Annotated in this window: 17 protein-coding genes; 10 read left to right on the top strand and 7 right to left on the bottom strand. The window is 70.6% G+C overall.

All coding sequences use genetic code 11. The features are described 5' to 3' along the window. Nucleotides 1-4 precede the first annotated feature (4 nt). Nucleotides 5-742 (top strand): ABC transporter ATP-binding protein, encoded by a 738-nt coding sequence (locus tag ACG0Z3_RS02090; RefSeq protein WP_394395368.1) that lies wholly within the window; start codon nucleotides 5-7, stop codon nucleotides 740-742. An 84-nt stretch (nucleotides 743-826) separates the two neighbouring features. Further along, nucleotides 827-2,947, top strand: coding sequence for an alpha/beta hydrolase domain-containing protein (locus ACG0Z3_RS02085; RefSeq protein ID WP_394394838.1), 2,121 nt, complete (start codon nucleotides 827-829; stop codon nucleotides 2,945-2,947). A 20-nt stretch (nucleotides 2,948-2,967) separates the two neighbouring features. On the opposite strand, the gene ACG0Z3_RS02080 is transcribed toward ACG0Z3_RS02085, so the two are convergent. Then, a complete protein-coding gene (locus ACG0Z3_RS02080) occupies nucleotides 2,968-5,667 on the bottom strand; it encodes an alpha-1,6-glucosidase domain-containing protein (protein ID WP_394394837.1) in 2,700 nt (899 codons plus the stop codon). 117 nt (nucleotides 5,668-5,784) lie between these two features. Here ACG0Z3_RS02080 and ACG0Z3_RS02075 point away from each other — a divergent pair, with 117 nt between their 5' ends. Together ACG0Z3_RS02075 and ACG0Z3_RS02070 are read left to right on the top strand one after the other, a co-directional pair. Then, nucleotides 5,785-7,395 carry an alpha-amylase family glycosyl hydrolase gene (locus tag ACG0Z3_RS02075; protein ID WP_394394835.1) on the top strand — a complete coding sequence of 537 codons (1,611 nt, stop codon included), beginning with the start codon at nucleotides 5,785-5,787 and terminating at the stop codon, nucleotides 7,393-7,395. Continuing rightward, nucleotides 7,392-9,320, top strand: a complete 1,929-nt coding sequence (locus ACG0Z3_RS02070) for a glycoside hydrolase family 13 protein (RefSeq protein WP_394394833.1) — start codon at nucleotides 7,392-7,394, stop codon at nucleotides 9,318-9,320. Before ACG0Z3_RS02075 ends, ACG0Z3_RS02070 begins: the two co-directional genes overlap by 4 nt. Nucleotides 9,321-9,404: 84 nt before the next feature. Here ACG0Z3_RS02070 and ACG0Z3_RS02065 read toward each other — a convergent pair whose 3' ends face one another. The 3 genes from ACG0Z3_RS02065 to ACG0Z3_RS02055 all read right to left on the bottom strand — a co-directional run bounded on the left by ACG0Z3_RS02065 (nucleotide 9,405) and on the right by ACG0Z3_RS02055 (nucleotide 13,470). Further along, nucleotides 9,405-10,487, bottom strand: a complete 1,083-nt coding sequence (locus tag ACG0Z3_RS02065) for a TRAP transporter substrate-binding protein (protein ID WP_394394832.1) — start codon at nucleotides 10,485-10,487, stop codon at nucleotides 9,405-9,407. Nucleotides 10,488-10,583: 96 nt separating this feature from the next. Continuing rightward, nucleotides 10,584-11,951, bottom strand: coding sequence for a metalloprotease PmbA (gene pmbA / locus ACG0Z3_RS02060; protein ID WP_394394831.1), 1,368 nt, complete (start codon nucleotides 11,949-11,951; stop codon nucleotides 10,584-10,586). 46 nt (nucleotides 11,952-11,997) lie between these two features. Beyond that, nucleotides 11,998-13,470: a serine hydrolase domain-containing protein gene (locus ACG0Z3_RS02055; RefSeq protein WP_394394830.1), complete on the bottom strand. Its 1,473-nt coding sequence runs from the start codon at nucleotides 13,468-13,470 to the stop codon at nucleotides 11,998-12,000. A 58-nt stretch (nucleotides 13,471-13,528) separates the two neighbouring features. Between ACG0Z3_RS02055 and yjgA the strand changes: the two genes are divergently transcribed. Together yjgA and mog are read left to right on the top strand one after the other, a co-directional pair. Beyond that, on the top strand, nucleotides 13,529-14,086 hold the full coding sequence (gene yjgA / locus ACG0Z3_RS02050; RefSeq protein ID WP_394394829.1) for a ribosome biogenesis factor YjgA: 558 nt from the start codon (nucleotides 13,529-13,531) through the stop codon (nucleotides 14,084-14,086). Further along, on the top strand, nucleotides 14,079-14,639 hold the full coding sequence (gene mog / locus ACG0Z3_RS02045) for a molybdopterin adenylyltransferase (RefSeq protein WP_394394828.1): 561 nt from the start codon (nucleotides 14,079-14,081) through the stop codon (nucleotides 14,637-14,639). The genes yjgA and mog overlap by 8 nt, the downstream gene beginning before the upstream one ends. A 12-nt stretch (nucleotides 14,640-14,651) precedes the next feature. On the opposite strand, the gene ACG0Z3_RS02040 is transcribed toward mog, so the two are convergent. From ACG0Z3_RS02040 to ACG0Z3_RS02030, 3 genes are all read right to left on the bottom strand, one after another. After that, a complete protein-coding gene (locus ACG0Z3_RS02040; RefSeq protein WP_394394826.1) occupies nucleotides 14,652-14,852 on the bottom strand; it encodes a diguanylate cyclase domain-containing protein in 201 nt (66 codons plus the stop codon). A gap of 303 nt (nucleotides 14,853-15,155) precedes the next feature. Beyond that, nucleotides 15,156-15,932 carry a serine O-acetyltransferase gene (gene cysE / locus ACG0Z3_RS02035; RefSeq protein ID WP_394394825.1) on the bottom strand — a complete coding sequence of 259 codons (777 nt, stop codon included), beginning with the start codon at nucleotides 15,930-15,932 and terminating at the stop codon, nucleotides 15,156-15,158. A 43-nt stretch (nucleotides 15,933-15,975) separates the two neighbouring features. Next, nucleotides 15,976-16,710, bottom strand: coding sequence for an RNA methyltransferase (locus ACG0Z3_RS02030; RefSeq protein WP_394394824.1), 735 nt, complete (start codon nucleotides 16,708-16,710; stop codon nucleotides 15,976-15,978). A 108-nt stretch (nucleotides 16,711-16,818) separates the two neighbouring features. On the opposite strand from ACG0Z3_RS02030, the gene ACG0Z3_RS02025 reads away from it, so the two are divergent. The 4 genes from ACG0Z3_RS02025 (at nucleotide 16,819) to ACG0Z3_RS02010 (ending at nucleotide 21,720) form a co-directional block, all read left to right on the top strand. Then, nucleotides 16,819-17,778: an inositol monophosphatase family protein gene (locus ACG0Z3_RS02025; protein ID WP_394394823.1), complete on the top strand. Its 960-nt coding sequence runs from the start codon at nucleotides 16,819-16,821 to the stop codon at nucleotides 17,776-17,778. Between the two features lie 230 nt (nucleotides 17,779-18,008). Further along, nucleotides 18,009-18,323: an energy transducer TonB gene (locus ACG0Z3_RS02020; RefSeq protein ID WP_394394821.1), complete on the top strand. Its 315-nt coding sequence runs from the start codon at nucleotides 18,009-18,011 to the stop codon at nucleotides 18,321-18,323. 140 nt (nucleotides 18,324-18,463) lie between these two features. Next, complete coding sequence (mutS, locus tag ACG0Z3_RS02015) at nucleotides 18,464-21,040, top strand: DNA mismatch repair protein MutS (protein ID WP_394394819.1); 2,577 nt, start codon at nucleotides 18,464-18,466, stop codon at nucleotides 21,038-21,040. Next, a complete protein-coding gene (locus ACG0Z3_RS02010; RefSeq protein WP_394394817.1) occupies nucleotides 21,037-21,720 on the top strand; it encodes an alpha/beta hydrolase in 684 nt (227 codons plus the stop codon). The genes mutS and ACG0Z3_RS02010 overlap by 4 nt, the downstream gene beginning before the upstream one ends. Nucleotides 21,721-21,808: the final 88 nt, after the last annotated feature.

Here is a 21,808-nt window from a genome sequence, read left to right as displayed (position 1 = left end):
CGCGATGTTGTCGGTGCAGGACCTGCGCCTGGCCTTTGGCGAGGGCAGCGCCGCGCGCACGGTGCTGCACGGCGTTGGCTTCGAGATCGCGCGCGGCCAGGCCTTCGGGCTGGTGGGCGAGTCCGGCTCGGGCAAGACCACCGTGCTGCGCTGCCTAGCCGGCCAGTACCGCCACTGGCAGGGCCGGGTGACGCTGGCCGGTGAGCCTTACCACGGCGAGCGCAGCCTGGCCCACGCCGCCCGCGCGCAGATGGTGTTCCAGGACCCCTACGGCTCGCTGCATCCACGGCACACCGTGCACACGGCGCTCGCCGAACCGCTGCGCGTGCACGGGCTGGACCGCATCGAGGAGCGCATCGACGAGGCCCTGCAGCAGGTAGGCCTGCCCCTGCATTTCCGCTTCCGCTACCCGCACCAGATCTCTGGCGGCCAGCGCCAGCGTGTCGCGATCGCCCGCGCACTCATCCTCAGGCCACCACTGCTGCTGCTGGACGAGCCCACCTCGGCGCTGGACGTCTCGGTGCAGGCCGAGATCCTGAACCTGCTGGCCGACCTGCGGCAGCGGCACGGCCTGACCTACCTGCTGGTCAGCCACGACCTGGGCGTGGTGGCGCACCTGTGCGAACACCTGGCCGTCATGCAGCAGGGCCGCATCGTCGAGACGCTGAGCCGCGACGCGCTGTGCGAGGACCGCGCCGCCCATGCCTACACGCGATCACTCGTGGCGGCGGCCGAGCATTGACGGCCCGTCGCACGCGCAGCGCATCACGGCACACCCGCTGAGCGGGCGGTAAGCTGCCGCGTCCCTGGACGAATGAATCTCCCGATGCGCCTGCTGACCCTGTTTTTCCTTCTCGCCTGTGTGGCCGGCGGCGCGCTGGCTGCGCCGGCCGGCGTCATCGACCGCCTGGAGATCATCGCCACCCAGGACGCCTACCAAGGCGCCACGCCGGCCGGCGCCGCCGGGCCGTATGTCGTCATCACGGCCATCGTGCACGGCCGGCTGGACCCCGCCCACCCGGACAACGCCACCATCGTCGACCTGCCGCTTGCGCCGCGCGACGCCGACGGCTGGGTGCGCTACGCCACCGACGCCACGCTGCTGCGCCCCAGGCACGCGAAGGACGCCCGCCGCGTGCTGTTCTACGACGTCGTCAACCGTGGCGGCAAGCTCGGCCAGGGCGTGTTCATCGGCGGCGGCGCGCTGACCGACGGCGCCGCGCCGGGCGAGCACTTCCCGTCGCTGCTGCGCCGCGGCTACACCGTGGTGTGGAGTGGCTGGCAGGGCGACGTCGCGCTGACCGGCCGTGGCGCGACGGCGGCGCTCGGCACGCGCTTTCCCATCGCCACGGCCGCGGACGGCACGCCGCTGACCGGCATGAGCCGCGAGGAGTTCATCCCCGACCAGGCCGGCGGCGGCAGCACGCTGACGCTGAACCACCGGCCGGCCTCCCTGACCGACCGCAGCGAGGTGCAGTTCACGGCCCGCCCGGCCTGGCGCAATGCCGACGGCCTGGCCGACTACGCCAGCACGCCGGCCGCCGCCGTCACCGACTGGCACTACCTGCCCCTGCCCGACGGCCGCGTGGCCGTGCGCTTCACGCCACCCGCCGCGCTGCCCGTGGCCGGCGGCGGCACGGTGGTGCCGGACAAAGGCACGATCTACAGCTTCGTCTACCGCGCCACCGAGCCGCGCGTCGCGGCCATCGGCTTTGCGGCGGTGCGCGATCTGCTGCACTTCCTGAAGACGGCCCGCGCTGACGCGCAGGGCCAACCCAACCCGCTCAACGACATGAAGGCAGCCGCCTGCGCCCGCGGCAGCGACTGCCCGGCCGAGCCGGCCGACAACTTCGACGTGGTGCTGGGAGAAGGCACCTCGCAGTCCGGCCGCTTCCTGCGCGACTTCCTGTACCTCGGCTTCAACCGTGCGGCCACTGGCCAGCGCGTGTTCGACGGCCTGCTGGCCATCATCCCGGGGGGGCGCCGCACCTGGACGGCGGTGCGCTTCGCGCAGCAGGGGCGCTGGTCGCGCCAGCACGAAGACCACTTCATGCAGGGCGACCAGTTCCCGTTCAGCTACGCGACGTTCACCGACCCCGTCAGCGGCCGACACGACGGCCTGCTCAAGCGCTGCGAAGCCGACAACACCTGCCCCAAGCTGATGCAGATCGATGGCAGCTTCGAATGGTGGGGCGGGCGCGGCTCGCTGAACGTGACCGACGGCGCGGGCCGCGACGTGATCCTGCCCGCCAACGTGCGCTACTACCTCGTGCCCGGCACACAGCACGGCGGCGGCGGCGGCGTGACGACCGGGCTCGCCAAGCCGCCCGATGCCGGCAGCGCCTGCCGCCTGCCCAACAGTCCCGTCACGATGACGCCCATCGAACGCGCGCTGCTCGCGGCGCTAGAGGCCTGGGTGGTGCACGGCACGCCGCCGCCGCCGTCCGCCCACCCGCGCGTGGCTGACGGCAGCGCCACCGCGCCGCCGGCCGTGCCACTGGCGGGCACCGGCCAGCTCAGCACGCTGTTCGTCACCGAGCATGCGGCGGGCGTTCCGCGCCTGCAGCTCGACAAGCCCTACCGCCAGTGGGTGCCCGCCGTGGACGTTGACGGCAACGAGACCGCCGGCATCGCCACGCCCGAGGTGCGTGTGCCGCTGGCCACCTACCTGGGCTGGAACGTGCGCAAGGCCGGCCATGCTGAGGGCGAGGGCTGCAGCGCGGCGGGCGCCATGCTGCCGTTCGCCGTGGACGAGGCCAGCCGCCCGGCCGGCGACCCGCGTGCGCCGCTGTCAGCGCGCTACACGGGGCGCGCCGACTACCTCGCGCGCTTCGACGCGGCGACGCAGGCGCTGGTGCGCCAGCGCCTGCTGCTGCCGCTGGACGCCGAGCACGTCTACCGCGCCAACGCCGCCAAGGTCGCGCCGCAGCTGCTGCCCAGCCCCTGAACGCCGGGCCCGCAGTGGCCCTACTCCAGCACAAACACCGCCGCGCTGCGGGCCGGCACCTCGAAGCGGCCGTCCGCGAAGCGGGCTTCGCGGCGCACGCGGGCGTCGGCGCCCTGGCGCTGCACCGGGTGCAGCACCCAGCGCCGGCTGGCCTCGGCGGGCAGAGCAAGCACCTGGGCCGTGGGCGCCACGTTGATGAGCGTCATGACCGCCTGGAAGCCGGCCATGCCGCTGCCGTCCAGCCGCGTGGCGATAAGCACCGGGTTCTGGCCCGGGCCGCTGCCGGGGAAGCTCAGGCGCCGCTGCACCTCGGCCGTTCTGGACAGGCGCAGCAGCGGCGTGCGAGCGCGGATCTTCAGCAGGTCGCGGAACACGTCGCGGGACCACGCGATCTCGGCCGGCGTGGGCGCGATGCCAGCATCAGCCAGCCGCTCGCGCGCCAGCGCCCAGTCGCGGCCGTCCTGGCCGAAGTTGTCCTGCTTCGGGGGCAGGCCGGTGCCGAAGTGGTTGGTCTGGTAGGTCCAGTCCAGGCGGTTGAACCAGTCGCCGCTGTCGTAGCTGTTGCGGTCCAAACTCTTGCTGCGCAGGATGTCCTGACCGGCATGGAAATAGGCCACGCCCTGGCTGAAGGCCACCAGCGCCGCGCCCAGCATCTGCACGCGGGCACGGTCCTCGCGCGAGGTGCTGCGCGGCAGCTTCAGTGTGTTGACATCGAATAGCGTCTGGTTGTCGTGGTTCTCCACGTAGTTGACGACCTCGCCGGGCTGGCTGACGAAGCCGGCCGGCTGGCCCGCGTAGTCGAGCTGCGACAGGCGGCGGGTGTCGCCACGCCAGGTGGTCAGCGTGAAGTCGCGCAGCGAGCCGGCCAGGCCGACGCGAATCAGATCGGCCGCCTGCAGCAGATCCTCGCGCGGGCGCTCGCCGCCCAGCGCGTTGGGCGCGTAGACCAGGCCGTTGAGCCAGCCCTGGTTGCGCACGCTGGCGTCGCCGCCCTCGCCCGCACCGCCGCCGCGCGCGGCATCGCGCGCCCGGTCGCTGAACGACGCGATGCCGCTGCCGTTGAGCGACAGCTGCGAGGCCTGCACGAAGCGCGCGCCGTTGGCCACCTCGCCGAAGTTCCAGCCCTCCCCGAGCAGCTGCACCGGCCGGCCGGCCTCGGCGTCCACGCGCTGCTGCAGGCGCTCCATGGCCTCGCGCGGCTGGTGGCCCATCAGGTCAAAGCGCATGGAGTCGATCTTGTACTCGCGCACCCACAGCGCCGCCGAGTCGATCATCAGCTTGGCCATCATGCGGTGCTCGGTGGCCGTGTTGTCGCAGCAGGTGGAGCGCTCCATCTCGCCGCGCGCGTTGAGGCGGTGGTAGTAGCCCGGCACCACGCGGTCCAGCACCGACTTCGGATGCTGGCCGGCGGCGGCCATGTGGTTGTAGACCATGTCCATGCCCACGCGCAGGCCAGCGCGGTGCAACGCCATCACCATGCGGCGGAACTCCATCACGCGCTGCAGCGGGTCGGTCGCATAGCTGCCCTCGGGCGCATTGAAGTGCCAGGGGTCATAGCCCCAGTTGAAGCAGTCGTCGGCGGCAACGGCCATCACGGCCGCCTGCTGGGCCTCGCTGTCGGCCGGCGCGGGCGGCACGGTGGGCGTCCTGCAGCCGCGCTCGGGCACGCTGGCGAGGTCGAACACCGGCAGCAGGTGCACGTCGGTCAGGCCCGCCTGGGCCAACGCCTTCAGGTGGCGCATGCCGTGGGACGCGGGCTCGGTGAAGGCGAGGTATTTGCCGCGCCAGGCCGGGCGCACGCTGGCGTCGCTGAGGGAGAAGTCCCGCACGTGCAGCTCGTAGATGAGCTGGTCGGTCGCGGCCTTGACCCGGGCGGGTGCACTCGAGCGGTCCCAGCCGGGCGGCTTGAGCGCGGGGGACCCCAGGTCGGCGACAAGACTCAGGCGTGAGTCGGCGCTCAGCGCCACCGAGTAGGGGTCGGTGACGAGGTTGCGCTGCAGGCCGTGTGTGGGCGTGATCACGTCCACGAGGTAGCGGTAGGCCTGGCCGCCGAGGTTGCCCGGCAGCGTGGCGCGCCAGACGCCGGTCGCCGGGTCGCGCTGCAGGGGCTCGGCGGCGGTCGCGGGCGCGTCGGGGCCGGCATGGCGGCACAGCAGCACGCGCTGCGCCGTGGGCGCCCAGACGGCGAAGCGCGTGTGCGTGCGGCCCGGGTGGGCGCCGAGGTCGGGCACGGCCTCGGCGGCAGCGTACAGGTCGTCCAGGGCGCCGGGCGTCTGCAGACCGGTAGCGGCGATGACGCGACCGTCCGCCGCCTCATGCACTAGCAGCAGTTGGCCGCGCAGCAGTGTGGCCACGTCCGCCTCCACCGTGAAGCGCGGCCCGTCGCCGATGAAACGCCAGCGCGCGGCCTGGGCCGGGCTCAGCGCCGCCCCGGCGGGCAGCACTGCCACCGCGACATCACCGCCGCTGACCGGCGCGCCCGGCGCCGCCTGCAGCCCGCCCGCCCGGGCATGGTGCAGCCGCAAGCGCTCGCCGGCGGCCAGCGTCAACCCCGGCCACTGCACGGTGCGGGCGTCCAGCCAGTACGCCTGGGCCAGCGCGGGCGCCGCGACGCTAGGCGGCGCCGGTTCGGCCTGGCAGTCCTGCAGATCACCGGCGCGGGCCACCTGGGCCTGCACCGCGAGCACCAGCAGCGCCAGGGGCGCGAGGCGTGAAGTCATGCGTGTCTCCTCTTGTCTCTCGAAATAGTAGCAAAACTACACAATCAGTTAGGTCACTGGCACAAAACAACGCCACAGCCCTATGCTTCCGGCACGGAGACAAAGTAGTTTGAATACATGAACGCCACCAAGCTATTGACTTGCCTGACGCTGACGGCAGCCGCTGCGGCCGCGACTGCCCAGATCGACACCAGCCCCGTGCCACCCCAGCCCCGGGCCAGCACGCTGTCGCCGCACTGGCAGCACGGCGTGTTCATGGAGATCTTTGTGCGCGCCTACCAGGACAGCAACGGCGACGGCATCGGCGACCTGAAGGGCCTGACGCGCCGGCTGGACTACCTGCAAAAGCTGGGCGTGAGCGGCCTGTGGCTGATGCCCATCACCGCCAGCGCCGACCGCGACCACGGCTACGCCACCACCGACTACCGCGCCATCGAGCCGCAGTACGGCACGCTGGCGGACTTCGACGAGCTGGTACGCGAGGCGCACAAGCGCGGCATCGGCATCGTGATGGACTACGTCATCAACCATGCCTCGCACCAGTTCCCGCCCTTCCAGGCAGCGCTCAAGGACCGCGCCAGCCCCTGGCGCAGCTGGTTTGTCTGGAACCCGGACCCCGGCCCGGGCTGGGACATCTGGGGCAAGCTGCCGTGGTACGACGCGGCCACCCAGCCCTGGACTTTCTCCGGCCTGCTGAAGGACCTGCCGCCGCCGAAGACCGGCTCGCCGGACATTTACTTCGGCACCTTCGGCCCGCACATGCCCGACTTCAACATGCGCAACCCCGACGTGGTGAAGTACCACGAGGATTCGCTGCGCTTCTGGCTCAACCGCGGGCTGGACGGCTACCGGCTGGACGCCGTGCCGCACTTCATCGAGAACAACGCCAAGGACTGGAACGACCAGCCCGAAAGCCGCGCGCTGACCAAGCGCTTCCAGGACCTCATCAAGAGCTACCCCGGACGTTATGTGGTGTGCGAGGCCACGGCCGAGCCCATCGCCTACGGCAAGCCCGAGCTGTGCGGCGGCGCCTTCGCGTTCAACCAAAACTACGAGATCGTCAAGGCCGCCAAGGGCGAGCCGGCCGCCGTGCAGAAGATGGCCGACTACTACCGCACGATGGCGCCGATGATGGCGACCTTCCTGCACAACCACGACATCTTCACCGGCCGCCGCGTGTGGGATCAGCTTTACGGCGACGAGGCCCGTTACCGGCTGGCCGCCGCCAGCTACCTGCTGCTGCCGGGCACGCCCTTCGTTTACTACGGCGAAGAGGTCGGCCAGTCCGGCATAGCCGGCAAGAACGCCGATGACGACGCCCCGCTGCGCGCGCCCATGAGCTGGACGCCCAGCAACCGCGGCCCCGGCGGTTTCACGACCGGTGACCAGCCCTACCGTCCGCTGGCGCTGAACCGCAGCCGGCATAACGCCGAGAACCAGCAGCGCGAGGCCGGCTCGCTGTTCAACTTCTACCGCCAGCTCATCGCCTTGCGCCGCGCCTCGCCGGCACTGACACTGGGCCACTACGCGGCGGACCGCGTGGACGGCCTGGTGTGGCGCTTCGAGCGCGTGCACGGCCGCGAGCGCGTGCTGGTGGCTATCAACTACGGCGACACACCGGCGCCGCTGACCGTGCCGGCCGGCGCCCGCCTGCTGCACCCCACCAACGCCAGCGGCACGACGCTGCCGCCGCTGTCCCTGAGGGTCTACCGACTGGAGCCGCGATGAAGTCCCTGATCACCACCCTTGCCACCACCCTGCTGATGAGCCTGAGCCTGTCTGCCACCGCCGCCCCGGCCACCCCGTCCCAACGCATCGAGCCGCCCAACTGGTGGGTGGGCATGCGTGATAGCAGGCTGCAGCTGATGCTGCACGCGCCCGGCGTGGCCGACGCCCGCCCCACGCTGGCGCCCTACCCCGGCGTGACGCTCACCGGCAGCCACCGCGCCACCAGCCACAACTACCTGTTCATCGACCTGGACATCGCACCCACCGCCGCCGCCGGCGAGCTGACGCTGACCGTAGGCGGCCGCACGTTGCGCTACCCGCTGCTGGCGCGCGCGCCGGGCTCGGCGGAGCGCGTGGGCTTCGGCCCCAAGGACGCGATCTACCTGGTCGTGCCCGACCGCTTTGCCCAGGGTGGCCAGCTGGGACAGGCCGGCATGCGCGAGGGCCTGGACCGCGCCAACCCGGGCGGCCGCCATGGCGGTGACCTCGCCGGCATGCGCCAGCACCTGGGCTACGTCGCCGGCCTGGGCTTCACGCAGGTCTGGCCCACGCCGCTGCTGGAGAACAACAGCGCCGACTACAGCTACCACGGCTACGCGGCGACCGACTTCTACAAGATCGACCCGCGCTTCGGCACGAACGACGACTTCGGCGCCTACGTCACCGAAGCCCGCGCCCGGGGCGTGGGCGTCATCCAGGATGTGGTGCTCAACCACATCGGCTCCGGCCACTGGTGGATGGCCGACCTGCCGGCGCCGGACTGGGTCAATGCGTGGCCGCTCGACGAGGCGCCGGGCCGCCCCCAAGCCTCGTCGCCCCCCGCGGGGGGTGGGGTGACCGTACAGGTCACCCCCGGGGGCATCAGGTTCACCGAGACGCACCATGCGCGCATGACGCTGCAGGACCCGTACGCGTCGGCCGCCGACCGCAAGCGCTTCACCGACGGCTGGTTCGTGCCCGGCATGCCCGACCTGAACCAGCGCCGCCCCGAGCTGGCGACCTACCTGACGCAGATGACGCTGTGGTGGATCGAGCGCTACGGTCTGTCCGGCATCCGCACCGACACCTACTCCTACTCGGATCGCGACTTCCTGACTCGCTGGTCGGCCCGCGTGATGCAGGAGTACCCGCGCCTGAACATCGTCGGCGAGGAATGGAGCCCGCACCCAGCCGTCGTGTCGTACTGGCAGCGCGGCAAGAAGAACCACGACGGCTATGTGTCCTACACGCCCAGCCTGATGGACTTCCCGATGCAGACCAACCTGCTGGCGGCACTGACCGAGGCCGACGGCCCGCACACCGGCCTGACCAAGCTCTACGAGGGCCTTGCGCATGACTTCGTCTACCCGGACCCGGCCAACCTCGTGCTGTTCGACGGCAACCACGACACGCCGCGGCTGTTCTCGCTGCTGAAGGACGACGCCGGCCTGGCCCGCATCGCGCTGGCCTACATGGCTACCACGCGGCGCATCCCGCAGCTCTTCTACGGTACTGAGATCCTCATGCAGAGCCCGCTGGAGCGCGACGACGGCCGCGTGCGCGCCGACATGCCCGGCGGCTGGCGTGGCGACACCGTCAACGCCTTCACCGGCGCCGGCCTCACGGCCGCGCAGCGCGACATGCAGGACTGGACGCGGCGCCTGTTCAACTGGCGCAAGGGCGAGCGCCTCATCCACGACGGCGCGCTGATGCAGTTCGCGCCGCTGGACGGCGTCTACACGTTCTTCCGCTTCGATGCGGGCCGTGCTGTCATGGTGGTGCTGAACAAGAACGGCCGCCCGGCCGAGCTGGCCCTGGGCCGCTTCGCCGAGCGCATCGCCCCGGGCCAGCGTGCCCGCGACGTGATGACGGGCCAAGCCTTCACGCTGGGCCAGACGCTCACGGTGCCGGCACGCGCGCCGCTGGTGCTTGAGATCACGCGCTGACCTCTGCCAGCCCAAACGAAAAGGGGAACGCACCGGCGTTCCCCTTTTGCTTGGTGCGGGCGGCCTCGCGCCGCCCTGCATTCGTCAGAGCTTTTGCTGCTGCACGAACTCGTCGAAGCCCGCCTCGGCGAAGCGGAACCACAGGTTCTGGTCACGGCGGAAGGTGGCGTAGTCCTCGTAGACCTTCTTCCAGTTCGGGTTCTTGGCCGACAGCTCGCTGTAGATGGCCATGGACTCCTTGAACGCCGCGTTCAGCACATCCTTGGGGAAGCGGAACAGCTTGGTGCCCGAGCCCACCAGCTGCTTCAGCGCGGCCGGGTTCTTGGCGTCGTACTTGGCCTGCATCTCCACATGGGCCAGCGCCGAGGCTGCCTCGACGACGGCCTTGTACTCGGCCGACAGCGCGTCGAATGCCTTGCTGTTGATGAAGAAGTCCAGCTGCGGGCCACCCTCCCACCAGCCGGGGTAGTAGTAGTTGGGCGCCACCTTGTTGAAGCCCAGCTTCAAGTCGTCGTACGGTCCCACCCACTCGGCGGCGTCGATGGTGCCCTTCTCCAGCGCCGAGTAGATCTCGCCGCCGGCAATTTGCTGCGGCACCGCGCCCATGCGCTCCACCACGCGGCCGGCGAAGCCGCCGATGCGGATCTTCAGGCCCTTCATGTCGGCAACGCTCTTGATCTGCTTGCGGTACCAGCCGCCCATTTGCGCGCCGGTGTTGCCGCCGGGGAAGTTGACGATGTTGTAGTTCCGGTAGAACTCGCGCATCAGCTTCAGACCGTTGCCCTCGAACATCCAGGCCGACATCTGGCGGCTGTTCAGGCCGAAGGGGATGGCGCAGCCGATAGCGAAGGTCTCGTCCTTGCCGAAGAAGTAGTACGGCGCCGTGTGCGCGATCTCGACGGTGGCGTTCTGCACCGCGTCCACCACCTGTAGCGCGGGCACCAGTTCGCCGCCGGCATGCACCGAGATCTGGAACTTCCCGCCCGTCATTTCCGACACCTTCTTCGCGAACACGTCGGCCGCGCCGAAGATGGTGTCCAGCGACTTCGGGAAGCTCGAAGCCAGGCGCCAGCGCACCTGGGCTTGCGCCTGCACGACGGCCGGCGCAACGCCGGCAGCCAGCACGCCGGCCAGGCCGGCATGGCGAACGAAGGAACGGCGTTCCATGGTGGTCTCCTGTTTCTGGTTTGCGTAGAAAAAGCCGGGCGATTCTAGGAACGCCAAGCCGCGCCAACCGGCCAGGATTTACCCAGGACGCCGCAGTCAGTTCCCCGCCAGCTTCATCCCCGTGACAAGGAGGGAGCCCACCGTCTTGGTGCCCATCGTGTACTCGTCCGCGCCGATGCCGACGATGTTGTGCAGCATGTCTTTCAGGTTGCCAGCGATGGTCACCTCGTGGACCGGGTAGGCGATCTCGCCGTTCTCCACCCAGTAGCCGCTGGCGCCGCGCGAGTAGTCGCCGGTCACGTAGTTCACGCCCTGCCCCATCAGCTCGGTGACGAGCAGGCCGCGGCCCAGCCGGCGGATCATGGTCGGCAGGTCGTCGCCAGGCGCCGTGGCGCGGCTGGTCATGCGCAGGTTGTGCGAGCCGCCGGCATGGCCGGTGGTCTTCATGCCCAGCTTGCGGGCCGAGTAGCTGGACAGGAAGTAGCCCTGCAGCACACCGCCCCGCACCACCGAGCGGTCACGCGTGACGACGCCCTCGTCGTCGAACGGCGAGCTGCCCTTGCCCTTCTGCACATGCGGGTCCTCGGCGATGTCGATGTGCGACGCCGTGACCGGCTGGCCAAGGCTGTCCAGCAGGAAGCTGGTGCGCCGGTACAACGCGCCGCCGCTGGTGGCCTGCACCAGCCCGCCCAGCAGGCCGATGGCGACGGTGCTCTCGAACAGCACCGGCACCTCGGCCGTCGCCACCTTGCGGGCCTTCAGGCGTGACAGCGCGCGCTCGGCGGCGTAGCGGCCCACGGCCTCGGGCGAGGCCAGCTCGGCTGCGTCGCGCATGGAGCTGTACCAGGCATCGCGCTGCATGTCGTTCCCACGGCCCGCGATGGGCGCGACCGACAGCGAATGGCGCGAGCTGGCATAACCGCCCTGGAAACCGCGCGTGTTGCCCATCCAGAAGTGCGACTGCTGGGCCGACACGGCCGCGCCCTCGCTGTTGGTGATGCGCTTGTCCACGCCCAGCGCGGCGGCCTCACAGCGCAGCGCGATCTCGGCAGCCTGGGCCGCATCGACGGCCCAGGGGTGGAACAGATCCAGCTCGGGCCGCGCGGCGGCGTCCAGCGCCAGGTCGGCTGCATCGGGCAGGCCGGCAAACTCATCTTCAGCCGTGAAGCGGGCGATGTCGTACGCCGCGCGTACCGTGTCGCGAATGGCCTGCGGCGAGAAGTCGGACGTGCTGGCATTGCCGCGGCGCTGGCCCAGATAGACCGAGATGCCCAGCGACTTGTCGCGGTTGCGCTCCACGTTCTCCAGCTTGCCCAGCCGCGCCGACACCGACAGCCCGCAGCCTTCGGACACCTCGGCGCCGGCATCGCTGGCGCCCAGCTTCTTCGCCTCTGACAGGGCGTCTGCTATCCACTGCTGGAACTGCTCGGGGCTGTAAGCGAAACCGTCTTGGGCTTGGGACATGAAAGGCGCTGAATCGGGGTGGGCGGCAATCATAGGGCGCGCCCCGTCAAGGCCTGGCATCGGCCTCGCGCAAGCCCTGCTGGCCGTAGAGCTGCAACGTGACGGCGCCGTCCGCGCCGCGCTGGAAGCCGGCGCGCACGCCGCTGCCGGCGTGGATGAACTGCAGCGGCTCGGGCGCGTCGATGGGCGTCAGCCCATAGCGGTCGCCGTTGGGGAAGACCAGCGTCAGCGCCGCCTGCGCCTGCTCCACGAGCACGCGTGGCCCCGACGCCCCGAACGCGTATCGCCCGGCCAAGCCCTGGACCTCGTCCGCGGTCAAGTGAGCACGGCGCACCCGCGTGTCGTGGAACTGCCCCCAGCCATAGGTGCGCGACACCGCCACCAGCAGCTCATGGCCCAGGCCGCGGCCGCCCTCGCCGTTGGCGAGGTAGACCGCGCCGTCGCCGGTCTGCAGGTTCAGCACCAGGCCGGCGTTGTAGCCGCGCGTGCCGCCGTAGTGGACGAGCACTTGCGCGCGACCCTCGCCCACCAGGCGAAAGCCGTAGGCATGGCCGTGCACGGGCGGCGCGTCGAACAGCGCACGCAGGCTGGCCTGGCGGAACACGGCGCTGCGGCCGTGATAGCCGCGCCAGACCTCGGCGAGCAGCGTGCCCAGGTCACCCGCGTCGGACCACAGCCCCGCCGCGGCGCTCTCCGGCAGGTGCAGCCAGCCGCCCGGCACCCGCGTGCCGTCCTCGGCATGGCCCTCGGCCACATCGGCGCCTGCGGCCTGCAAGGCGAAACTGGCCGTGCGCAACCGGATCGGCTCGAACAGCCAGCGTCGCATCAGCGGCTCGAAGGCCAGGCCCTGCGTGTCCTGCAGCGCGATCTGCGCCAGCGAGTAGCCGCCGCCGGAGTAGCGCAGGTTCGCTCCCGGCACGTCCAGCACCTCGGCCCGGGGCGTGTTGCTGCCACCCGTGCCGGCGACGATGTCGGCCAGCGACGGCACCGGGCCGCCCTGCGCATAGCCCGGATAGCCCCCCGGCGTGATGCCCGCCGTGTGAGCGAACAGCTGGCGCAGCGTCACCGTATGCTCGGCGCTCTGCCGGCCCGGCGGCAGCTGCACGCTGCGCAGCTGCGTGGCGACATCGCGGTCCCAGTCCAGCCGGCCGGCATCCGCCAGGCGCAGCGCCGCCAGCAGGGTGACGGGCTTGGCCAGCGAGCCGGCCTGGAAGCGCGTGGTGCAGCCCACCGCCGGCCGGTCCGCCGCGCGCCGGCCGTAGACGGCCGACCAGTCCAGCACGCCGCCACGCAGCACCGCCACGGCCAGGCCCGGCACCCGCTGCGTGGCCATGCGCTCGGGCAGCGATTGCGCCTGCGTCTCGCCCTCGAACACGACGCTGGGCATCACGCCCTGCTCGACCGCCGCCCGCCGTTCGTCAGCGCCGGCCTGCTGCGCGCAGACACGCCCCGGCGGCGCCGCCTGGGCAGCACTCACGAACGCGGTGCAGGCGAGCAGAAGACGCAGGGGTATCGACATGAGGGCAGCCATTTCGGGGTGGGCGACAATCCTAGGCCTCGCCTGAACACGGCCCCCCATGCAAGAAGACACCCCCGACTTCGAAGCCGACGATGGCTTCGACCGCCCCAGCAAGTCCCAGATGAAGCGCGACATGACCGCGCTTCAGAAGCTGGGCGAAGACCTGCTGGCCCTGCCCGAGAGCCGCTGGGAGCCGCTGGCGCTGCCGGAGATCCTGTACGACGCGCTGAAGGCCTGCAAGAAGATCACCAACTTCGAAGGCCGCCGCCGCCAGATGCAGTACATCGGCAAGCTGATGCGCAAGATCGACCCCGAGCCCGTGCGCGAGGCCGTGGCCGCTTTCAAGCTGGGCCATGCGCAGGACAGCCTCAAGCTGCACCAGTCCGAGCGCTGGCGCGAGCGCCTGCTGGCCAGCGACGACGCGCTGCAGGAGTTCCTGAACGAGCACGCCGACGTCGACATCCAGCAGCTGCGCAACCTCGTACGCGCAGCCCGCAAGGACGCGGCCAACGAGCCCGAAAAGCGCAGCGGCCGCGCGTTCCGCGAGCTGTTCCAGTTCATCAAGGCGTCCGAAGCTCCCGAAGCATCGGAGCCCGCCGACGACGCCGATGAGTGAACCGGTCCGCATCGGCATCGTCTCGATCAGCGACCGCGCATCAACGGGCGTCTACGAGGACAAGGGCCTGCCAGCACTAAAGGACTGGCTGACGAGCGCGCTGCTGAACCCCATCGAGTTCGTGCCGCGCCTGATCCCCGACGAACAGGCTGGCATCTCGGCGACGCTGGTGGAGCTGGTCGACACCGAGGGCTGCCATCTGGTGCTGACCACCGGCGGCACTGGCCCCGCGCCGCGCGACGTGACGCCCGAGGCCACGCTGGCCGTGGCCGACCGCGAGATGCCGGGCTTCGGCGAGCAGATGCGCCAGATCTCGCTGCACTTCGTACCGACGGCCATCCTGTCGCGCCAGGTGGCCGTCATCCGCAAGCAGGCCCTCATCATCAACCTGCCGGGCCAGCCCAAGGCCATCGCCGAGACGCTGGCCGGCCATGCGCAGGCCAGTGGCATCTTCGCGGCCGTGCCCTACTGCATCGACCTGATCGGCGGGCCTTACCTCGCCACGCGCGACGAGGTCTGCAAGGCCTTCAGGCCCAAAAGCGCGCAGCGCTAGCTCAGCCGGGCTTCATCGGGCGACGACGCCAGCGCCGCAGCCACCTCGTCCAGCGGTCGGTTGCTGCCCAGGCCGCCCACCACGCGCCCACAGCACATCGCGCAGCCGCGCCCCGATCTGCACCAGCACCGCGTCCCCGGCGGCGTGGCCGTAGCGGTCATCGATGCGCTTGAAGCCGTCCACGTCCACCAGCAGGAACACGCCGTCCGCCACCACCCGCGCGCGTCGCCATGCAGTGCCTGGATGTAGTTGTCGGGCAAAGCCCCGGCGCGCTGCGCATCGGCCAGGTAGCCCTTGAAGCGGCAGCCATCCCAGCGCGACAGGCCGCCCGTGCTGCCTATCCACGGAAAGCCCTGGCCGTCCTCGGCCATCGCCGAGGCCATCGCGTTGGGCAGGCCCTGGTCCTGGCCGAAATGCTGGAAGGTCATGCCTCCCAAACAGGTGCCGCCAGCGCCCGGAGCCGCGATTCTGCTGCAGACCGGGCCGTGGCTGACAGGCGCGACGGAGGGCTTGCCGCTACTTGACCAGCCGGTTCATCTCGGCCGCGTCGAAGGCCTCGTCGCGCTGCGCATCGCAGGGCACGCAATCGCTGACTGGTTTGCCCAGCTCCGCCGACAGCTTGCACACGGCGCCCCACAGCAGCGCGATCTGGTGCTCATGGCCGGACGCGCTGTCGATGAGGCCGCGCATGGCCTGCGCCACCGGGTCGTCGCCGTGGGCCACGCCATAGGCCGAGAAGCCCATGCGGGCGGCGGCTTCCTCGCGGGCCTGGTCGCTGGCGGCCTCGATGATGCGAGCCGGGTTGCCCACGGCTGTGGCACCGGCCGGCACCGGCTTGGTGACGACGGCACCCGAGCCGATGCGCGCACCGGCCCCGACCGTGAAGCCGCCCAGCACGCAGGCATTGGCACCGACGATGACGCCCGGGCCCAAGGTCGGGTGGCGCTTGGCGCCCTTCACGAGCGACGTGCCGCCCAGCGTGACACCCTGATAGATGGTGCAGCCCTCGCCGACCTCGGCCATCTCGCCGATGACGATGCCCATGCCGTGGTCGATGAAGACCTTGCGGCCGATCTTGGCGCCAGGGTGGATCTCGATACCCGTCAGAAAGCGGCCCCAGTGCGACACCCAGCGCGCCAGCCACTTGAAGCCATGGCACCACAGCCAGTTGGCGCCGCGGTGGAACATCAGCGCATGCAGGCCCGGGTAGCAGGTCAGCACCTCCCAGGTCGACCGGGCGGCCGGGTCGCGTTGCAGTATGAGGGCGATGTCTTCGCGCAGGCGCTGGAACATGGTGTGCTGCCGGAAGGAGAAGGCGGGCCAGTCTAGGCGGCGGTCAATGGCCTGTCCGGCCTGCGGTCTTGATCATCTCGCGCGCGATGCCGCGAAGAAGGTGGACTTCCTCGTTCGTCAGGCAGGCACGGTTGAAGAGCTGATTCAGGCGCGGCATCAGCTTCTTCGGTGCGGCGGGGTCGAGATAGCCGATGTCGACCAGCGCCGTCTGCAGGTGATCGAGCAGACCTTGCACGGCGCGGGCGTCGGCGCGCTCGGGGTCAGGCGTGCGGGCTGCCACCGCAAAGCCCCCGACGGCCTGGCGCAGGTCGTAGGCCAGCAGCTGCACCGCCTGGGACAGGTTCAGCGAACCGTAGTCGGGGTGCGTCGGGATGCTCAGCACCGCGTGGCAGCGATAGACGTCCTCGTTGGCCATGCCGTAGCGCTCGGAGCCGAACACCAGCGCCAGCCGCGGCTGCGCCTCGCGCGCGGCCAGCTCGGCGAAGAGCTGGCGCGGCTCATAGGTCGGCGGGCCGAAGTCGCGCGGCGTCATCGCGGTGGCGCAGGCGTAGTCCACGCCGTCCAGCGCGTCGGCCAGCGTCGGCACGACGCGGGCGCGAGCCAGGATGTCCGCCGCGCCGCTGGCCATGGCCACGGCTTCCTCGTGACAGGCCACGTCCGGAAAGCGCGGTGCCACCAGCACCAGGTCCGAGAAGCCCATCACCTTCATCGCCCGCGCTGTCGCGCCGACGTTGCCGGCATGGCTGGTGTTGATGAGGACGAAGCGTGTGGATTCCACGGGTTTGTACGGAGTCTGCGGCTAGAATCCGGCGATTATCCGGGGCTGCCCAGGCCTCCCCGACGCTCTTTCCCCCTGTCAGCCCCTTCTACCCAGCGAGTGCCCCGCATGCAGCAGACGTCCCTCCATCCCATGCTCAATGTCGCCATCAAGGCGGCGCGCGCGGCCGGCGCCATCATGAATCGCGCCTCGCTGGATCTGGAGGCTCTGCGCATCAACACCAAGAGCCCCAACGACTTCGTCACCGAGGTCGACCACGCCTGTGAAGGGGTGATCATCGAGACGCTGCTGGGCGCCTACCCCGACCACGGCATCCTGGCCGAAGAGTCCGGCCGCACCCACGGCGCCAAGCATTCCGAGTACGTCTGGATCATCGATCCGCTGGACGGCACCACCAACTTCATCCACGGCTTCCCCGTGTACTGCGTGTCCATCGCGCTGGCGTTCCGGGGCAAGGTCGAGCAGGCCGTTGTCTACGACCCGACCCGCAACGACCTCTTCTACGCCACCAAGGGCCGCGGCGCCTTCCTCAACGACAAGCGCCTGCGCGTGTCGCGCCGCACCCGCATGAGCGACGCGCTGATCGGCACCGGCTTCCCGTTCCGCCGCGGCGACAACTTCAAGCGCTATGTGAAGATGTTCGAGGAAGTCATGCAGCAATGCGCCGGCCTGCGCCGCCCGGGCGCCGCCGCGCTGGACCTCTGCTACGTCGCGGCCGGCTACTACGACGCTTTCTTCGAGACTGGCCTGCAGCCCTGGGACGTCGCGGCTGGCTCGCTGATCGTCACCGAGGCTGGAGGCCTGGTGGGCAACTTCACCGGTGAAGCCGACTTCCTGCACCAGCGCGAAGTCGTCGCCGGCACGCCGCGCATCTACGCGCCGCTCGTGCAGACGCTGGCGCCGTACACCCGCGTGATCAAGGAGGAAGACCTCGCCGCCCCGGCAGCCGCCGCCACCGACGCGGCAGCCACCAGCCGAGCGCCGGCGCCGGCCGCCAAGAAGCGCGGCCCCGTGCGCCTCAAGAAGGACACCCCGGCCACGCCCCAGGGCGACGACGCGCCGGTCTGACCTCCGGCCGAGCCGCTCGCCGGCCCCGACACGAAGCCCTCCCCGCGAGGGCTTCGCCGTTTTCGGACGTGAATAAGTTGACGTGGATCACCGCGGGCGGCAAAGCCGCACTAACGCTCGTGACATGTGCACGGCTCGCCCCCTTACCCGAGGGGGGCAGGCTGGCCAGAATGCGAGCCAGCGCGGTGCACGACGCCGCACACAGCAACTTCAACCCAAGAAAGTCCACGATGTTCCTTCGCTCCGCTCTCGCCCTCGCCCTCGTCGCTGCCGCCACGCTGGCCCACGCCGACGTCAAGGTCCTGAAGAAGGTGCCGCCCGAGTACCCGAGCGAAGCCGTCAAGAAGAACATCAGCGCTGGCAGCGTGCGCGCCAAGATGAGCATCGCCGGCGACGGCAAGGTGTCCAACGTGGAAGTTGTCGAAGCCGAACCCAAGCGCGTGTTCGACCGCGCCGCCATCGAAGCCCTGAGCCAGTGGAAGTTCGAAGGCACGGGCGCTGCCCAGACGCACGAAGTCAAGCTGGTGTTCAAGTCTGAGGACTGAGCACGGACCGAGAACAGGCCCTGCGGCCTGTTCGACGCCTTGCGAAGGACAGCGCCATGCAGGGCGCTGACATGAAGCGCAGTAACAAGGCCCGCCATGCGGGCCTTGTGCTTTTGGAGCGCCAGATAATGCGCGGCCCCATGAAAGCCGACACCGTCCCCGACCTCGCCCCGCACACGCCGATGATGGCCCAGTATCTGGGTCTAAAGGCGGACTTCCCGGACACGCTGCTGCTGTACCGGATGGGCGATTTTTACGAGGTCTTCTACGACGATGCCCGCAAGTGCCATGCGCTGCTGGACATCACGATCACCACGCGCGGCCAGAGCGCCGGCCAGCCCGTCGTCATGGCCGGCGTGCCGGTGCATGCGCTGGAGAGCTACCTCGCCAAGCTCATCAAGCTGGGCGAGGCCGTGGCGATTGCCGAGCAGGTGGGCGAGGTCGGCGCGGGCAAGGGGCCGGTGGAGCGCAAGGTGGTGCGCGTCGTCACGCCGGGCACCATCACCGATACCGAACTGCTGGCCGACAAGCAGGACGCCGTGCTGCTGTCGGTCTCCGGCCACGGCCGTCGCCACGGCCTGGCGTGGCTGTCACTCACCCAGGGCGAGATCGTGCTGGCCGAGTGCAGCGACGTGGAGCTGCCGGCCTGGCTGGCGCGGCTGTCGCCGGCCGAGGTGCTGGTGAACCGCGAGGCCCAGCCCGCAGGCGTGATGAAGGCGCGCTTCCCGGTCACCAACCGCCCCAGCTGGCAGTTCGACGCTGCCCTGGGCCAGCGCAAGCTGTGCGAGCAGCTGGGCGTGGCCAGCCTGCAGGGCTTTAACGCGCATGAGCTGACGCTGGCCCACGCGGCCGGCAGCGCGCTGCTCGCGTTTGCCGAGCACACGCAGGGCCGTGCGCTGGCCCATGTGCGCTCGCTGCGCGTGCAGCGCAGCGGCGAGCTGCTGGACCTGCCGCCCGCGACGCAGCGCAACCTGGAGCTGGTGCAGACGCTGCGCGGCGAGTCCAGCCCCACCCTCTTCTCGCTGCTGGACACCTGCAAGAGCGGCATGGGCAGCCGCATGCTGCGCCAGTGGCTGCTGCACCCCAAACGCGACCGCGGCGAGGCCAACGCGCGGCACGACGCCATCGCGGCGCTGCAGGCCGAGGGCTACGAGCCGCTGCGCGACGCGCTGAAGTCTGTCAGCGATGTGGAGCGCATCTCGGCCCGCATCGCGCTTCGCCAGGTGCGCCCGCGCGAACTGACCGGCCTGCGCGCCACGCTGCAGGTACTGCCACAACTGCGCGGCGTGACGCCGGCCGCGCTGCGCGACGCAAATGCGGCCGCGCTGAACCCGCCGGCAGACATCCTCGAGCTGCTGGAACGCGCCATCGCGCTGGAGCCCGCGCTGCTCACGCGCGACGGCGGTGTCATCGCCGACGGTTTCGACGCAGACCTGGACGAGCTGCGCGGCATCCAGAACAACTGCGACGCCTTCCTGCTCGACTTGGAAACACGCGAGCGTGCCCGCACGGGCATCGCCAACCTGCGCGTTCAGTACAACCGTGTGCACGGCTTCTACATTGAGGTGACGCAGGGCCAGGTCGACAAGGTGCCGATGGACTACCAGCGCCGCCAGACGCTGAAAAACGCCGAGCGCTACATCACGCCGGAACTGAAGACCTTCGAGGACAAGGCGCTGTCCGCCAACGAGCGGGCGCTGGCGCGCGAGAAGCTGCTGTACGAGCAGGTGATCGACGCTCTCATGACCCGCCTCGAACCGCTGACCGCGCTGGGCCGCACGCTGGCCGGGCTGGACGCGCTGGCCGCGCTGGCCGAGCGCGCCGTGACGCTGAACTGGTGCAGGCCCGAATTCGTGGCGCAGCCCTGCCTGGAGATCACGGCCGGCCGCCACCCGGTCGTGCAGGCCCGCCTGGCCGAGACCGGCGGGGCCGAGTTCATGCCCAACGACTGCCGGCTGGACGCACGCACGCGGCTGCTCGTCATCACCGGGCCCAACATGGGTGGCAAGAGCACCTTCATGCGCCAGGTGGCGCTCATCGCGCTGCTGGCCGCCGTCGGTTCCTACGTGCCGGCCACGGCCTGCCGGCTGGGCCCGATGGACGCGATCCACACCCGCATCGGCGCGGCGGACGACCTGGCCAACGCGCAGTCCACTTTCATGCTGGAGATGACCGAGGGCGCGGCCATCCTGCATTCGGCGACCGACCAGTCGCTGGTGCTGATGGACGAGATCGGCCGCGGCACGTCCACCTTCGACGGCCTCGCGCTGGCGTCGGCCATCGCCACGCATCTGCACGACAAAACGCGCGCCTTCACGCTGTTCGCAACGCACTACTTCGAGCTGACCGAGTTCCCGGCCAAGCATCCGCTGGCGCAGAACTGGCACGTGTCGGCCGTCGAGAGCGGCGAGGACATCGTCTTCCTGCACGAATTGCAGGCCGGCCCGGCCAGCCGCAGCTACGGCGTGCAGGTGGCGCGCCTCGCCGGCATGCCCGCCAGCCTGGTGCGCCAGGCGCGCGCGACGCTGGAAGCGCTGGAAGCCCGCTCCAACGCGGCCGACGACCAGTTCGACCTCTTCGCCGCGCCGCCCGCCCCGCCGCCGCTGCCCGAACCCAGCGAGCTGCGGCAGGCGCTGGACCTGGTCGACCCGGATACGCTGTCGCCGCGCGAGGCGCTGGAAGCCCTCTACAAGCTCAAGGCCCTCGCCAAGGGATGAGCACGCTGGTCTTCAGCCACGCCAACAGCTTCCCGGCGGGCTGCTACCGCGTGCTGTTCGAACACTGGCGTGCCGCCGGCTGGCGCGTCGAGGCGCTGGACCGCTTCGGCCACGACCCGCGCTTCCCCGTCACCGGCGACTGGCGCCGGCTGCGCGACCAGCTGCTGCATTTCATCGACAACGACGTGAAGCCCGACGGGCAGATCGCGCTGGTGGGCCATTCGCTGGGCGGCATGCTGAGCCTGATGGCCGCGTGCCGCCGGCCCGAGCTGGTCAGCGGCCTGGTGATGCTGGACTCGCCACTGATCGCCGGGCTGCGCGCAGCCGGCGTGGCCGTAGCCAAGACCACCGGCCTGATGCACCGCTACCTGCCGTCCCGCATCGCCCGCGAGAGGCGGCAGAGCTGGCCCAACCGTGAGGCCGTGCGCGCCCACTTTGCCGCCAAGAAAGCCTTCGCACGCTGGGACCCGCGCGTGCTGGACGACTACGTCGCCGCCGGCTTCGAGGACGCCGAGGGCCAGGTGCGGCTGCGCTTTCACCGCGAGGTCGAGGCGCAGATCTACCGCACGCTGCCCCACCACCTGCCGCAACTGCTGCGCCTGCGCCCGCCGCACTGCCCGGTGGGCTTCGTCGGCGGCACTGAGTCGGTGGAGCTGCGCCAGGCCGGCATGGCGGCGTAGCGCGCGCTGGCCGGCGAGCGCTGGCGCTGGATGGCAGGCAGCCACCTCTACCCCTTCGAGGCGCCGGAGGCCACGGCCGCGCTGGTGC

The sequence above is a fragment of the Pelomonas margarita genome, assembly GCF_043555875.1.
Classification (GTDB): domain Bacteria; phylum Pseudomonadota; class Gammaproteobacteria; order Burkholderiales; family Burkholderiaceae_C; genus Pelomonas; species Pelomonas margarita.
The sequence above is the reverse complement of the archived record's forward strand: the minus strand, read 5'-3'. Positions and strand labels throughout refer to the sequence as shown.